Origin of the sequence: Microbispora sp. H10830 (genome assembly GCF_014161375.1) — a bacterium.
In the GTDB taxonomy this organism is placed as follows: Bacteria; Actinomycetota; Actinomycetes; order Streptosporangiales; family Streptosporangiaceae; genus Microbispora; species Microbispora catharanthi.
Genome location: NZ_JABBWX010000003.1, coordinates 43,293 through 56,883 on the forward strand (window position 1 = coordinate 43,293; position 13,591 = coordinate 56,883).

The 13,591-nt window shown below is 72.4% G+C and carries 15 protein-coding genes; 7 read left to right on the forward strand and 8 right to left on the reverse strand.

The features are described from left to right. Positions 1-36: 36 nt before the first annotated feature. Entirely contained in the window at positions 37-1,296 is a 1,260-nt protein-coding gene (locus HHX35_RS09500) for an alpha/beta fold hydrolase (RefSeq protein WP_182898503.1), read from the forward strand. On the opposite strand, the gene HHX35_RS43310 is transcribed toward HHX35_RS09500, so the two are convergent. The 7 genes from HHX35_RS43310 to coaA form a co-directional block, all read right to left on the reverse strand. Next, entirely contained in the window at positions 1,271-1,582 is a 312-nt protein-coding gene (locus HHX35_RS43310) for a helix-turn-helix transcriptional regulator (protein WP_310738988.1), read from the reverse strand. The genes HHX35_RS09500 and HHX35_RS43310 overlap by 26 nt on opposite strands. Before the next feature lie 122 nt (positions 1,583-1,704). Then, positions 1,705-2,421 (reverse strand): ABC transporter permease subunit, encoded by a 717-nt coding sequence (locus HHX35_RS09510; RefSeq protein WP_182898504.1) that lies wholly within the window; start codon positions 2,419-2,421, stop codon positions 1,705-1,707. Then, positions 2,418-3,371: an ABC transporter ATP-binding protein gene (locus HHX35_RS09515; protein ID WP_310738989.1), complete on the reverse strand. Its 954-nt coding sequence runs from the start codon at positions 3,369-3,371 to the stop codon at positions 2,418-2,420. Before HHX35_RS09515 ends, HHX35_RS09510 begins: the two co-directional genes overlap by 4 nt. Beyond that, a complete protein-coding gene (locus tag HHX35_RS09520) occupies positions 3,368-4,234 on the reverse strand; it encodes an ABC transporter permease (RefSeq protein WP_182898505.1) in 867 nt (288 codons plus the stop codon). Before HHX35_RS09520 ends, HHX35_RS09515 begins: the two co-directional genes overlap by 4 nt. Beyond that, positions 4,231-5,157 carry an ABC transporter ATP-binding protein gene (locus HHX35_RS09525; protein ID WP_182898506.1) on the reverse strand — a complete coding sequence of 309 codons (927 nt, stop codon included), beginning with the start codon at positions 5,155-5,157 and terminating at the stop codon, positions 4,231-4,233. Before HHX35_RS09525 ends, HHX35_RS09520 begins: the two co-directional genes overlap by 4 nt. 64 nt (positions 5,158-5,221) lie before the next feature. Then, on the reverse strand, positions 5,222-6,172 hold the full coding sequence (locus HHX35_RS09530) for a DUF389 domain-containing protein (RefSeq protein ID WP_182898507.1): 951 nt from the start codon (positions 6,170-6,172) through the stop codon (positions 5,222-5,224). 29 nt (positions 6,173-6,201) lie between these two features. Beyond that, positions 6,202-7,143, reverse strand: coding sequence for a type I pantothenate kinase (gene coaA / locus HHX35_RS09535; RefSeq protein ID WP_139573635.1), 942 nt, complete (start codon positions 7,141-7,143; stop codon positions 6,202-6,204). A gap of 123 nt (positions 7,144-7,266) precedes the next feature. Here coaA and HHX35_RS09540 point away from each other — a divergent pair, with 123 nt between their 5' ends. Beyond that, the gene (locus HHX35_RS09540) at positions 7,267-7,617 is read left to right on the forward strand and encodes a holo-ACP synthase (RefSeq protein ID WP_139573634.1); all 351 of its coding nucleotides are present in this window, start codon (positions 7,267-7,269) and stop codon (positions 7,615-7,617) included. Positions 7,618-7,647: 30 nt separating this feature from the next. On the opposite strand, the gene HHX35_RS09545 is transcribed toward HHX35_RS09540, so the two are convergent. Further along, the gene (locus HHX35_RS09545) at positions 7,648-8,142 is read right to left on the reverse strand and encodes a MarR family winged helix-turn-helix transcriptional regulator (protein WP_259404946.1); all 495 of its coding nucleotides are present in this window, start codon (positions 8,140-8,142) and stop codon (positions 7,648-7,650) included. A gap of 94 nt (positions 8,143-8,236) precedes the next feature. Here HHX35_RS09545 and HHX35_RS09550 point away from each other — a divergent pair, with 94 nt between their 5' ends. The 5 genes from HHX35_RS09550 (at position 8,237) to tsaE (ending at position 13,448) form a co-directional block, all read left to right on the forward strand. Then, positions 8,237-9,091, forward strand: coding sequence for a haloalkane dehalogenase (locus HHX35_RS09550; protein ID WP_182898508.1), 855 nt, complete (start codon positions 8,237-8,239; stop codon positions 9,089-9,091). 119 nt (positions 9,092-9,210) lie between these two features. After that, a complete protein-coding gene (locus tag HHX35_RS09555) occupies positions 9,211-10,713 on the forward strand; it encodes an NAD(P)H-hydrate dehydratase (protein ID WP_182898509.1) in 1,503 nt (500 codons plus the stop codon). A gap of 54 nt (positions 10,714-10,767) precedes the next feature. Next, positions 10,768-11,913 carry an alanine racemase gene (gene alr, locus HHX35_RS09560; RefSeq protein ID WP_182898510.1) on the forward strand — a complete coding sequence of 382 codons (1,146 nt, stop codon included), beginning with the start codon at positions 10,768-10,770 and terminating at the stop codon, positions 11,911-11,913. A 24-nt stretch (positions 11,914-11,937) separates the two neighbouring features. Continuing rightward, the gene (locus tag HHX35_RS09565; RefSeq protein ID WP_182898511.1) at positions 11,938-12,990 is read left to right on the forward strand and encodes an alpha/beta fold hydrolase; all 1,053 of its coding nucleotides are present in this window, start codon (positions 11,938-11,940) and stop codon (positions 12,988-12,990) included. Next, positions 12,987-13,448 (forward strand): tRNA (adenosine(37)-N6)-threonylcarbamoyltransferase complex ATPase subunit type 1 TsaE, encoded by a 462-nt coding sequence (gene tsaE / locus HHX35_RS09570; protein WP_139573629.1) that lies wholly within the window; start codon positions 12,987-12,989, stop codon positions 13,446-13,448. The genes HHX35_RS09565 and tsaE overlap by 4 nt, the downstream gene beginning before the upstream one ends. Positions 13,449-13,591 lie beyond the last annotated feature (143 nt).

Genomic DNA, 13,591 nt, shown 5'->3' on the forward strand with positions numbered 1-13,591 from the left:
AGGTCGACGGGGGTTCGGCTTCCTAGCGTGGCTCGCATGAGATCCAACCTGTTGTCCGGCGGCGCGTTGTCGCTCGCCGGCGTGATCGCGGCAGCCGTGGCCGGGACGGCGGCCTTCGTCGGGACGGCCGCCGCCGTCCCGGCCGTGATGGTGTTCTCCATGGCCGGCGTCGTTGCGGCGGCGGCGACCGCCTGGGTGTTCGGGCGGGCCGCGACAAGGCGGCTCGGCAGCCCGCGGGCGCTGTGGCCGTACGTCGCCGGCGTCGTGCTCGTGACGGCCGGGCCCGCGGCCCTCGCGGTGATGCGCCCCTTCCCCGTGCCGCCGACGGCCGCGGCCCCGCCCGGCGTCTCCCACTGGGACCTGCCCACGGGATCCCGCATCGCCTACGTCAAGATCGCCGCGTCCGGCAAGCCGCGCCCGACACCCGTGATCTTCCTGCACGGCGGCCCCGGGACCCCCGGAGAGGGCGTCCCGGAGGCCGGGCAGGAGCTGGCCGCGGCCGGTTTCGACGTTTACGCCTATGACCAGGTCGGCGCCGGCCGCTCCACCCGGCTGGCCGACGTGACCGGCTACACCGTCGCCCGGCACGTCGCCGATTTGGAGGCGATCCGCCGCGCGATACACGCCGAGAAGGTCATCCTCGTGGGCAGGTCATGGGGCGGGACCCTGTCGGCGGCGTACATGGCCGCCCATCCCAGCCACGTCGCCAAAGCCGTGCTCACCTCACCGGGCGCGATCTGGGAACCGGCCTTCCCCGGCGGGCCTGGCGGTCCCTGGGACCGTCTCCCCCCGGCCCAGGTCGAACGCGCCGATGAGCTGACCTCCGATCCCCGGTTCCTCCTCCAAGCGCTCCTGCTCCAGGTCAACCCGGCTGCCGCGCACGCACTCGTGCCCGACGCCGAGGCCGACGCGTACTTCCGCGAACTGCTGCTCGCGGCGAAGGACTCCACCGGATGCCCCGGAAGCGCGCCCGCCCCCGTCCACGACAATCCGCCCGGCTTCTACACCAATCAGATGACGTCCGCCGACGCCACCACCGTCCCCGACCCGCGTCCGAAGCTGCGGACCGTCCATGTGCCCACGCTCATCGTGCGCGGCGAGTGCGACTACCTGAAATGGGCGGTCACCTACGAGTACCGGCGTACGCTTCCCGAGTCGACCCTCGTCTACGTGCGCGGCGCGGGGCACTCGATCGCGAACGGCCAACCTGACCTCTACCGCGACCTGCTCATGACGTTCCTTCTCGACCGGCCGCTGCCCCTCCCGCCGGTCACGTCGGCGGACGAACCCGCCTGACCCGCGTGGCTCCGGCGAGGTCCACGGGGCGACGGGCGACGAGGGCGTGGACGCTTCGGCGCAGGCGGGCGGCGTCCTGGCTTGGAGGTGCGCCGAACTGGCGGCGATATTCCCGGCTGAACTGTGACGGGTTGTCATAGCCGACGCGCTGGCCGACTCCGGTGACGTCGCCCGGGTGGGTGGCGAGCAGCAGCCGGGCCTCCTGCAGCCGGATCTGCTTCTGGAACTGGATAGGGCTCATCGCGGTCACCGCGTGGAAGTTGCGGTAGAAGGCGGAGACGCTCATGCCGGACAGCCCTGTATCCGCAGGCGCGGATCTCGGCCACGGCCCGGCGGACACGCACGGAGTGGCTCGCCCGGGTCCTGTCCCCGGACTCCGCCGCATAGCGCCGCCGGCGCACCGCGGAGCTAGTCGTCGCCGGTCAGGGAGAGGGAGCGCAGGCGCTGGCCGGTCCAGACGACGGCGCCGATCGTGACGATGACCATCGCCGGTACGGCGAAGCCGAGCGTCACCTCGGTGGAGAAGAAGGGCGAGGAGGAGACCTGGTCGGCGAGCGACTGGGCCCACTGCTGGATGGAGAACTTCCGCGCGCCGGGCACGTAGCCGCCGACCACGCCCTCCCACACGAGGGCGTAGATCACGCCGACCGCGACCGCGTGGCGGGTGAGCACGCCCAGCAGCAGGAACACCGCGGCGTACGCGATGCCGCCGAACAGCGCCCCGAGGGTGAAACCGGTCGCGACGCCCGACTCCGAGCCGGTCAGGAGGTAGGCCGCGGCGTAGGTCGAGACGGCCGCGAGCACCGCGACGAGGGAGGCCGCGACCACGAACTTCGTCACCGCGATCACCGGTCGCGAGATCGGCTTGGCCAGCAGGTGGATGATCGTGCCGTCCTCGATCTCCGGCGCGATCACGCCCGTCCCGGCGATCAGCCCGAGCAGCGGCAGCATCGTGCCGATCGCGAAGCTCTTCATCAGAAGGACGGCCGTCTGCTCGTCCTGGCCGTTGACCAGCCTGAGCAGCGCGGCGAGCGCGACCAGCGCCACCGGCAGCAGAATCAGCAGCCAGATCCGCTTGCGCCCGAGCATGGCCCGGTAGGTGATGTCCGCCACCACCGTGTTCATCGAGAACTCCCGGAAATGAGGTAGGAGAAGACGCTTTCCAGGTCCTCGTCGGTGGGGGAGACCTGCCACAGGTGTACGGCCAGGTCGCGCGCCATCCGCGGCAGCAGCGCGGTGAAGCGCGCGTGGTCGGTCACCTGGACCTCGACGCCCTGCTCGGTCAGCGAGACCGCGCTGGAGGAGGGGTCGCCGATGAGCGCGGCGGCCAGACGCCGGTCGTCGCTCGACCTGACCCGGAACAGATGGGGCCGGTCGGCCATGCGGCGCCGGATCTCGCGGTAGTCGCCCGACGCGGCGTGCCGCCCCGCGACCAGGACCTCGATGTGGTGGGCCACCCGCTCGACCTCTTCGAGGATGTGCGAGCTGAACAGGATCGTCCGGCCCTCCTCGCCCATGCGGCGCACGAGATCCATGAGGTGGAGCCGCTGCCGGGGGTCCATGCCGTTGAACGGCTCGTCCAGGAGCAGCACCTGGGGGTCGTGGACGAGGGCCGCCGCGACCTTGACCCGCTGCCGCATGCCCTTGGAGTACGTCTCGACGCGGCGGCCGGAGGCGTCCGTCATCTCCACCAGGTCGAGGGCCCGCCGGGCCGCGTCGGCGGGCGAGGGCAGGCCGTGCAGCCGGGCCGACGACAGCACGAACTGCCATCCGGTGAGGAAGCCGTACACGGCCTCCTTCTCGGGGACCAGGCCGATCTGCCGGTAGATCTCGTGGTTGTGCCAGATGCGCCGGCCGTCGAGGGTCGCCGTGCCGTTGGACGGCGCGAGGAACCCGGCCATCATGTGCAGCAGCGTCGACTTGCCCGCGCCGTTCGGCCCGAGCAGGCCGGTGACGCCGGGCCCGATCGTCATCGTGACGTCGTTGACCGCCACGACGTTGCCGTACCAGCGGGACACCTGGGCGAGTTCGAGCACGCCCTGACGGGTGGTCACGGGAGAGCTTGTGGTGGTCACGACGCCGCCTTCCGGTAGCGCAGGAGGACGCCCGTCACGGCCAGGACGACCACGGCCAGCAGGATCAGGCAGGACGCGATGCCGGGCGGAGCCATCTCTGTGTTGACGGGCTCGGTGCCGAACAGGGCCGACTGGGCGTAGTCGACGAGGAAGAACGGGTTGAGGAGCAGGGCCCATCCGGCGACATCGTCGCGTCCCGACGAGATCAGCACGCCGGCGAAGATCCCGGAGACGGCGGCGGTGAACATGTAGAACGCGATCACCGACGCGACGCCGAGACCGCGGCGCGGGGTGAACGACGCGAGGGCGATGCCCACGGAGGACAGCAGCACCGCGTGGAGGACCGCGCCGCCCAGGGCGCCGAGGTAATCGGCGGTGTGCGGGGGCCCGGGCAGGTCCACCAGGAGTTCGCCGACGAACTCGATCGTCAGCGGCACGGCCAGCAGCGCGAACACCGCTACCGCGAGCGCGGTCAGCTTCGCCAGGACGTAGTCGGTCACGGTCAGCGGGCGGGACAGATACAGCGGCAGCACACGGAAGCGCAGGTCCGGCGCGACCAGGTACGGCGACTGTGCGGCCAGGAAGACCGCGATCACCGCCTGCATGAAGACCGCGTAGTTCGGATAGGGCATCACGAACTGCTTGGCGAGCGCCATCACGCCGATCGACACGACCGTCGGCATCAGCATGATCGCGGCCAGCAGCAACGGCATGATCTTGGCGCGGACCGTGCGGCCGAGCCCGAACACGCCGCGCAGGCTCTGCACGCCGAGGGCGAGCGTCGCCCGGCCGCGCCCCAGCCGTACGCCGTCGTAGTGGCGGTATCCGATGTCGTGGATGACCGCGGTCGGCTCTGTCGTCATGCCACCGGCTCCTTGAAGACGTCCTCGATGCGGCCCCGGCGCTGCTCCAGCCGCAGGAGGCTGAGGCCGAGGTCGCAGACGGCGTCGCGTACGGCGTCGTAGGTGCGGCCGGGGTCGTCGGCGGACACCTGGACCGTCAGCAGCCTGCCCTGCGCGGCGACCGTCTCGCCGCTCGCGGTCAGACGCTCGGCGAGCCGCTGCTGCCCTTCCTCGACCTCCACCGCGATGGTCTGCTCGGCCCGGGTGAACTCCCGGATCGCCGAGGAGCGCAGCAGCCGCCCGCCGTCGATGACGATGACGTGGTCGCACACCCGCTCGAGCTCGCCGAGCAGGTGGGAGGTGACCAGCACGCTGATGCCGAACTCGGTGCCGACGCGCCGGATCAGCGCGAGCATGTCGTCGCGGCCCTGCGGGTCGAGCCCGTTGGTGGGCTCGTCGAGGAAGACCAGTTGCGGGTCGTGGACGAGGGCCTGGGCGAGCTTGACCCGCTGCCGCATGCCGGTGGAGTAGCCGCCCATCGGGCGGTAGCGCTCCTCGTCCAGCCCGACGTGACGCAGGGTGTCGGCGGCGCGCTCGCGGGCCGCCGTACGCGGCAGCCCGGACATCTGGGCCATGTGCACCACGAACTCGGTCGCCGATATGTCCGGGGGCAGGCAGTCGTGCTCGGGCATGTAGCCGACCACGCGCCGGATCTCCAGGCCCTGGGTGGCCGTGTCCAAGCCGAGCACCGAGGCACGCCCGGAGGTCGGGGGGAGCAGGCCGAGCAGGATCTTGATCAACGTCGACTTGCCCGCGCCGTTGGCGCCCACCAGGCCGGTCACGCCGGTTCCGGCGGCGACCGTGAGGTCGTCGAGCGCCGTGACGCGGGGGAAGCGCTTGGTCAGCCCCTCGGTCGCGAAGCATGGGGTCGCGCTCGCTGTCATGATCCGACCCTACTGGGCGTGACGTCCGCCGGGCCTCCGTCTGATGGAGGAACCCGCCTACGCCTCAGGTATGCCTCGTCGCGCCAGTCGCCCGACCGCCGCCGTACCGGGACCACAGCGCACGCTGGAGGAACAGCGTCAGCGTGCCGGCGACGACCATTCCGGCGATGTTGACGAGAAGCTGCAGCGCCGAGCCGCCGACCTCGTCCCAGCGCCACAGCGCCAGGGCCACGGCCATGTAGCCGGCCGCGGGGACGGTGGTGACGGAGATGAAGACGCCCACCAGCGCGGAGGACTTGCCCGCCGTGATCGACAGCACCCCGGCCGCGCCGGCGAGCAGCGCCACGATGAACGACCACCGGTCGGGCGTCACGATGAAGCGCACCTCGTCGTGGTGCCGCAGGCTGTCGGGGGAGATCCAGCCGAGGCCCCGCGAGACGAGGGCACAGGCCAGGGTGACGGCGATCGCGGCCGCGAAGCCCAGGGCGAGCGTGCGGGCCGCGGTGCCGATGAGCCGCCACCGGCGGCGGAGCAGGCCGAACGAGACGGCCGCCACCGCGCCGAACTCCGGCCCGAGGACCATCGCGCCGACGATCAGGATCTGCGAGGGGATGAGGACGCCGATCGCGGCGATCTGCGTGGCGATGGCGAGGAACGCCAGGAACGCCCACGTGATGCGGCTGTCGAGGGCCACACGCTGCTCGAATTGGTCCCACACGACCGCGTCGTCGCCCTCGCCGGGCGCCCGCTCCTCCGCCTCGGCCGCGCCCCGGGAGATCGACAGCTCGATTTCCTCGGCCGTGATCGAGCCGTCCCGCTCGAGGCCGAGCGCCTTGAGCCGGCCGATGACCGTGTTGGCGGCCTCCCTGGCGACGTCGGCGAGCACGACGTCGCCCTCCGGCTTCCTGGCCGCCTTGGGCAGGAGCACGACGTTCGTGACTCCCGGCGTACGGTCGAACACCTCGACGACCTGGTCGGTCCGCTGGAACGGGGAGATGACCCGCAGATGCAGCACGGCTGCATCCTAGGAGTGTCTGACACGACTTAGGTTCTGCGCAGCCGCACCCGTCTGACGGAGTGGCCGGAGCCCTTGTGCAGGATCAGGCCGGCCCGGCGGCGGGTGGGGGCGATGTTCTCCACCAGGTTGCGTTCGTTGATCTCCCGCCAGACGTTCTCGGCGAACGTCGTCGCCTCCTCGTGCGACAGCGCCGCGATGTGCCGGAAGTAGGACTTCGGGTCGGAGAAGGCGGTGCGGCGCAGCTTGTGGAAGCGCTCCACGTACCAGGTGCGGATGTCCTCCATCCGGGCGTCCACGTAGATGGAGAAGTCGAAGTAGTCGTAGACCGCCAGGGCGTCCGGCGGCGCGGGCTGCAGGACGTTGAGCCCCTCGACGATGAGGATGTCCGGCCGGTCCACCGTCTGCGCGGCGCCGGGCACGATGTCGTACTCCAGGTGGCTGTAGACGGGCGCCTCCACCGAGGGACGGCCCGCCTTCACGTCGGCCACGAAGCTCACCAGCGCCCGCCGGTCGTAGCTCTCCGGGAAGCCCTTGCGGTGCATGATGCCGCGCTCTTCGAGCACCTTGTTGGGGTACAGGAAGCTGTCGGTGGTGATCAGGTCGACCCGGGGGTGCTCCGGCCAGCGGGCGAGCAGCGTGTGCAGCAGTCGCGCCGTGGTCGACTTGCCGACCGCGACGCTGCCCGCGATGCCCAGCACGTACGGCGGAGGCGCGTCCTGCTCGCCGAGGAACGCGCCGACGGCCGCGCCGCGCTGCCGCGAACCGGTGAAGTGCAGGTTCAGCAGCCGGGTGAGCGGCAGGTAGATGTCGGTGACCTCGGACAGGTCGATCGGGTCGTGGACGCCGCGCAGTTCCTCAAGCTCCGCCTCGGTGAGCGTGAGCGGTGTGTTCTTGCGCAGGTCACGCCACTGCTCCCGGCTCAACTCGACGTACGCGTCCCCATCTGCCACGACGGCAAGCGTAGCCATGGCGTTTCCGTGCCCCCACCCGGGGTCGTGCACAGCCTGTGGACAAAAATCGATGGATTACTTCGGTGCGCGGCGGGGAAGAACGTTCACTTCATACCACTGGTCGCGCCGTACGCTGGCGCTGTGATCGTGGGCATCGGGGTGGACGTGGTCGAGGTGGCGCGCCTGGGCGCGGCCCTGGAGCGCACGCCCGCGCTGCGGAGGCGGCTGTTCACCGATGCCGAGGGTGCGCTGCCGCTGGAGTCGCTGGCCGTGCGGTTCGCCGCGAAGGAGGCGGTGGCCAAGGCCCTCGGGGTTCCGCCGGGCCTGCGGCACCTGGACGCGGAGGTCGTGCGCGGCGGGCACGGCCGGCCCGAGCTGAGGATCACGGGCCGGGCGGCCGAGGTGGCCCGCGACCTCGGCGTGCGCAGGTGGCACGTCTCCCTGTCGCACGACGGCGGCATGGCGGTCGCCTACGTCGTCGCCGAGTCCTGAGCAGGAACGCCGGGCGAGGGTCCCGGGGAGTCAGCCGTCCCGGCGCGCGTGGTGGTCCACTATGCGGGTGAGCAACTGGGCGAGCTGGTCGCGCTCGGCCGGGCCGAGCGGCGCGAGCACCTCGTCTTCCAGCTCGGTGAGCAGTTCGTCGAGCCGGGCGAAGCGGGCGCGCCCCCGCTCGGTCATCGTGATGACGTTGCGGCGCCGGTCCGCGGGGTCCGGCGCGCGCTCCACCAGGCCCCGATCGGTCAGCTCGTTGATGACGGAGACCAGGTCGCTGCGGTAGATGCCGGTGCGGCGGCTCAGTTCCGCCTGGCTGGCCGGGCCCGACTCCTTGAGCGTCGCGAGCACCGCGTAGTGCCACTTGCGGGCGTCGGCGGCGGCGAGCCCTTCGTTGACGAGGCGGTCGGAGTGCGTCGCCGCCAGTGACAGAAGCCGGGTCGGCAGGCTCCGCAACCGGGCCGCTCCCGTCCTCCCGTCCATGCGGGGGGCCGTGGGAGGGGCCGTGTCGGGCTCGCTGCTCATGCCCTCATCTTACCGATTGCGTTAGTCCGACTAACGGTCTAATCTGTTCGTGCCACTAACGTTAGTCAGACGAACGGAAAAGTGAGGACCTCCCATGCCCTCGATCGACGTGCTCGACTCGGCGATGTACCACGAGGAGAGCGGCAGCGGTGCTCCCTTCGTCTTCCTGCACGGCAACCCCGCCTCGTCCCACCTGTGGCGCAAGGTCCTGCCCGGGATCCGCGCCGGCGCCCGCCTGCTCGCCCCCGACCTCATCGGCATGGGCCGCTCGGGCAAGCCCGATGTGCCGTACCGATTCGCCGATCACGCCCGTTACCTCGACGCCTGGTTCGACCGGCTGGAGCTGGAGGACGTGGTGCTCGTCGGACACGACTGGGGCGGGGCGCTCGCCTTCGACTGGGCGGCCCGCCATCCCGGCCGGGTCCGCGGCGTCGCCTTCTTCGAGACGATCGTCCGCACGATGTCGTGGAGCGAGCTGGGCGAGGCGCCGCGCGCCCGCGCGCAGGCCATCCGAAGCCCCGAGGGCGAGCCGCTCGTGCTCGACCGGAACTTCATGGTGGAGACCGCCTTCACCGGAGGGGTGCTGACGCCGCTCGGCGAGGAGGACATGCGGCCCTACCTGGAGCCGTACGCCACGCGCGACAGCCGCCGCCCGCTGCTGGAGTGGGCGCGTTCGATGCCGCTCGACGGGGAGCCCGCCGACGTCGCCGAGCGCGTCGGCACGTACGGCGGGTGGCTCGCGAGCAGCCACGAGGTTCCCAAACTGCTGCTCACCTTCGACTCCTCGCCGACCCTGCTCATCGGGCCGGAGATGGCCGCCTGGTGTGCGGCGAACATCGCGGGGCTGGAGGTCGAGCACTGCGGACCGGCAGGCCACCACGCGCCGGAGGACCGGCCGGAGGCCATCGCCGCGGCGATCAACGCGTGGACGGAGCGGCACGGGCTGTAGGCCCGGCGGCATGGCCTGGCCGCGGGAAAGACCGCCGTTTGTGCCGCGGCGGCATTTCCCCGCCGATGCCCGGCGTACGGTGATCGCCATCGCCGACCCGGCAGGCTACCGTCGGACGCATGCGGACCGCCTACACCTCCGACCAGATCCGCTCCGCCGAGCTCGCGCTGATGGCGAGGCTCCCCGAGGGGACGCTGATGGACAGGGCCGCCGCCGGGCTCGCCGCGGTCTGCGCGCACCTGCTCGCCGGCTCCTGCGGCCGGGTGTACGGCTCCCGCGTGGCGCTGCTGATCGGCAGCGGCGACAACGGCGGCGACGCCCTGTACGCCGGAGCCCGGCTGGCCCGCAGGGGAGCGCGGGTGGAGGCGGTCCTCGCCGGCTCGCGCACCCACGAGGGCGGCCTGGCCGCGTTGCGGGAGGCGGGCGGCCGGGCGCATCCCTACGACGCCGCGCGGGCGCGCGCGCTGCTGGCCGACGCCGACCTCGTCATGGACGGCCTCGTCGGCATCGGGGGCAGCGGGGCGTTGCGAGAGCCGTACGGCACGCTCGCCGAGCTGACGGCCGAGGCTGGCGGCCTGGTCGTCGCGGTCGACGTGCCGAGCGGGGTGGACGCGAGCAGCGGACGGGTCGAGGGACCGGCGGTCCGCGCGCACCTGACGGTGACGTTCGGCGCGTACAAGGCCGGTCTGCTGGTCGATCCCGGCGCCGCCCACGCGGGCGCGGTCGAGCCGGTGGACATCGGCCTGGGGCCCTTCCTGCCGGATCCCGAGGTGGCGGCGCTGACCGCCGACGACGTGGCCGACCTGCTGCCCCGCCCGGGCGCGGAGAGCGACAAGTACCGGCGGGGCGTCGTCGGGATCGCCGCGGGCAGCGACAGGTACACCGGGGCCGCCGTGCTCTCGGTCGGCGGCGCGGTGCGCGCCGGCGCGGGAATGGTCCGCTTCGCGAGTTCCGCCGAGCCGGTGCGGCTGGTCAGGGCCCGCTGGCCGGAGGCCGTCACGACCGTGCTCGACCCGTCGCTGGTGCTGAAGAGCTCGCTGGACGAGGTCGGCCGGGTGCAGGCGTGGGTGCTCGGCCCCGGGCTCGGGACGGGCCCGGAGGCGCACGCGGTGGCCCGCGCGGTGCTGTCCACCGGGGTGCCCGTGCTGGTGGACGCCGACGGGCTGACGCTGGTCGCCAAGGACCGCACGCTGCTGCGCCGGGCCGCCCCCACCGTGCTCACGCCGCACGCGGGGGAGCTGTCGCGGCTGCTCGGCGTGCCGCGGGAGCGCATCGAGGCCGGGCGGCTCGAACACGTGCGCAGGGCCGCCGCGGAGCTGGGGGCGACGGTGCTGCTCAAGGGCTCGACCACGCTCGTCGCGGAGGAGCACAGGCCGGTGCGGGTCAACACCACGGGGACGCCCTGGCTGGCGACGGGCGGCACGGGCGACGTCCTGTCGGGCATCGCGGGCGCCCTGCTCGCCGCCGGGCTGACGGGCTACGACGCGGCCTCGTGCGCGGCGTACGTCCACGGGCTGGCGGCGCGGACGGCCGCGGGAGGCGGGGTCGCGGGAGGCGGACAGGCCCCGATCGCCGCCCTCGACGTCGCCCAGGCGCTGCCCGAGGCCCTGCGTACGCTCTGACGTGCGGTGTCAAGGTGGGCGCATCCACCCGGGTCCACCTGACACACTGGAAAAATGAGCTTCTCAACGGTGCGCTCCGCCACCCCGGCCGAGGCACGCGTGGACCTGTCCGCCATCACGCACAACGTGCGGCTGCTCGCCGAGTCGGCCGCGGGTGCCGAGATGATGGCCGTCGTCAAGGCCGACGCGTACGGTCACGGCGCGGCGCCGGTGGCGAAGGCGTGCCTGGAGGCGGGCGCGAGCCGGCTCGGCACGGCCCTCGTACGCGAGGCGCTGGCGCTGCGCGAGGCGGGCGTCACCGCGCCGGTCATGTCGTGGCTCATCACACCCGGCGAGCCGCTGGACGCCGCGCTGCTCGCGGACGTCGAGCTGTCGGCCGGGGCGACGTGGGTCGTGGACGACATCGTCGAGGCCGCCCGGCGCACCGGGCGCACCGCCCGCGTGCACCTGAAGGCCGACACCGGCAACTCCCGCGGCGGCGCGACGGCGGCGGACTGGCCGTCGCTGGTCGAGCACGCGCTCGCCGCTCGGGCGAGCGGGGCCATCGAGATCGCCGGGCTGTGGTCGCACTTCGCCTGCGCGGACATCCCGGGCCATCCCTCGATCGAGAGCCAGCTCGCGGCGTTCGAGGAGGCGCTCGCCGTCGCCGACAAGGCGGGCGTGCCGAGCGACGCGATCCGTCACTTCGCCAACTCGGCCGCGACCGTCACGCTGCCGCGGGCGAGGTACGACATGGTCCGCACGGGCATCGCGGTCTACGGCCTGAGCCCGATCCCCGAGCTGGGCGACTTCGGGCTGCGCCCCGCCATGACGCTGACGGCCAGGCTCGCGCAGGTCAAGCGGGCCGCCCCGGGCTCGGGCGTGTCGTACGGGCACCTGTACGTCACGGAGCGTGAGACGACGCTTGGCCTCGTCCCTCTCGGGTATGCGGACGGCATCCTGCGAAACGCGACCAACCGGGCGGAGGTGCTGGCGGCGGGCCGGCGGCGGCGGATCGCCGGGCGGGTGTGCATGGACCAGTTCGTCATCGACCTCGGTGACGATCCGGCGGAATCGGGGGACGAGGTGATCCTTTTCGGCCCCGGGGACGACGGCGAGCCGACCTGTCAGGAATGGGCGGATTCCCTGGGCACGATTACCCATGAGATCGTGACGAGGATCGGATCCCGCGTGCCTCGTGTCCATACGGATGGACGCTGAGCCGCGGCTGCGAGGAGGGCAGGCATGAGCACACGTCGCAAGGTCGGGATCGCCGGAGCGGTCTTCGGTGCGGCGTCGGCGGGAGTGGCGGCGGCCACGCTCGCCAAGAGGTACGCCGTCGGCCGCATCCGCCTGCGGCCGGACCTGGAGGCGAGTGAGCCCTTCGGCGAGCTGCACGGACGTTCGGTGACGCTCACGACCTCGGACGGCGTGAAGATCCATGCCGAGATCGACGGAGTGGAGGACGCGCCGCTGACCGTGGTGCTGTGCCACGGCTACTGCCTGTCCTCGGACTCCTGGCACTACCAGCGGCGCGACCTGCGCGACTCCTACCGGCTGGTGCTGTGGGACCAGCGCTGCCACGGCCAGTCCGCCCGCGCGCTGTCCAGCGACTGCACGATCGAGCGCCTCGGTGAGGACCTCGCGCTGGTGCTGGAGGAGCTCGTCCCGGGGCCGTGCGTGGTGGTGGGTCACTCCATGGGCGGCATGACGATCATGGCGCTGGCGGAGCGGCGGCCCGAGCTGTTCGGCGACAAGATCCGGGGCGTGTCGCTGATCGCGACCTCGGCGGGCAAGCTCGCCGAGATCACCCTCGGCCTGCCCGCCCTGGTCTCCAAGCTCGTCAACGTCGCGGTGCCGTCGGCCGTCTCGATCATGCGCAGGAGCGGCGCGCTGGTCGACCGGGGCCGCGAGGCCGGCACCGACCTGTCGTTCCTGGCGCTGCGTCACCTCGGGTTCGGCGATTCCAAGAGCGTCAGCCCCACCGTCGTGGACTTCGTCGAGTCCATGATCAGGGCGACCCCCTCCGAGGTGATCGCCGACTTCTATCCGGCGTTGATGACGCACGACAAGCTCACCGCGCTCGACGTGCTCAACAAGGTGCCCACCGCGATAATCGTGGGGGAACGCGACTGGCTGACGCCGCTCGACCACAGCAGGGCGATCGCGGCGGCCGCGCCGACCGCGCAGCTCACCACGGTGCCGGAGACATCGCATCTCGTGCAGCTCGAACGTCCCGACGCCGTGAACGAGGCGCTGCGCGAGCTGCTGAAGCGTGCCGAGAGGGAGAACACGTGACCACGGCCGAGTTCCGGGCCACGACCGCCGAGGAGACGCGGGCGCTGGGCGCGCGGCTGGCCGCGCTGCTCGCTCCCGGAGACCTGGTCGTGCTGAGCGGGCCGCTGGGCGCGGGGAAGACGACGCTGGTGCAGGGCATCGCGGAGGGCCTCAAGGTGCGCGGGCCGATCACGTCCCCGACGTTCGTGATCGCCCGGGTCCACCCGTCCCTGTCCGGCGGGCCCGCGCTCGTGCACGCGGACGCCTACCGGCTGGGCGGCACGCTGGAGGTGGACGACCTCGACCTCGACGCTTCGCTGGAGGAGTCGGTGACCGTGGTCGAGTGGGGCGAGGGCCTGGTCGAGGGCCTGTCCGACGACCGCCTGGAGGTCCACGTCGAGCGGGGCGCCGAGGGCGAGGAGCGCCGCGTACGGGTGACGGGTGCGGGCCCGCGCTGGTCGGGGCTCTCCCTCGCCTGAGCGCCCACCGCCCGGAGCCGCCCGGAGGCGCATAAAAGGCCGCAACCCGGACTCTGACGTGGGAGAAGGACCTGCGGGGACAAGCCGGGCGCCGTCCGTACGCGATCCAGACCGGTCCGCCGCACAGTCCTTGACGCCTGTCC

Coding starts and splice junctions, on each gene's coding strand:
- HHX35_RS09550 (WP_182898508.1), top strand. CDS start 8,237: ATGCCCTCGATCGACGTGCTCGACTCGGCGATGTACCACGAGGAGAGC.
- HHX35_RS09520 (WP_182898505.1), bottom strand. CDS start 4,234: ATGACGACAGAGCCGACCGCGGTCATCCACGACATCGGATACCGCCAC.
- HHX35_RS43310 (WP_310738988.1), bottom strand. CDS start 1,582: ATGAGCGTCTCCGCCTTCTACCGCAACTTCCACGCGGTGACCGCGATG.
- HHX35_RS09500 (WP_182898503.1), top strand. CDS start 37: ATGAGATCCAACCTGTTGTCCGGCGGCGCGTTGTCGCTCGCCGGCGTG.
- alr (WP_182898510.1), top strand. CDS start 10,768: ATGAGCTTCTCAACGGTGCGCTCCGCCACCCCGGCCGAGGCACGCGTG.
- HHX35_RS09525 (WP_182898506.1), bottom strand. CDS start 5,157: ATGACAGCGAGCGCGACCCCATGCTTCGCGACCGAGGGGCTGACCAAG.
- HHX35_RS09510 (WP_182898504.1), bottom strand. CDS start 2,421: ATGAACACGGTGGTGGCGGACATCACCTACCGGGCCATGCTCGGGCGC.
- coaA (WP_139573635.1), bottom strand. CDS start 7,143: ATGGCTACGCTTGCCGTCGTGGCAGATGGGGACGCGTACGTCGAGTTG.
- HHX35_RS09565 (WP_182898511.1), top strand. CDS start 11,938: ATGAGCACACGTCGCAAGGTCGGGATCGCCGGAGCGGTCTTCGGTGCG.
- HHX35_RS09545 (WP_259404946.1), bottom strand. CDS start 8,142: ATGAGCAGCGAGCCCGACACGGCCCCTCCCACGGCCCCCCGCATGGAC.
- HHX35_RS09555 (WP_182898509.1), top strand. CDS start 9,211: ATGCGGACCGCCTACACCTCCGACCAGATCCGCTCCGCCGAGCTCGCG.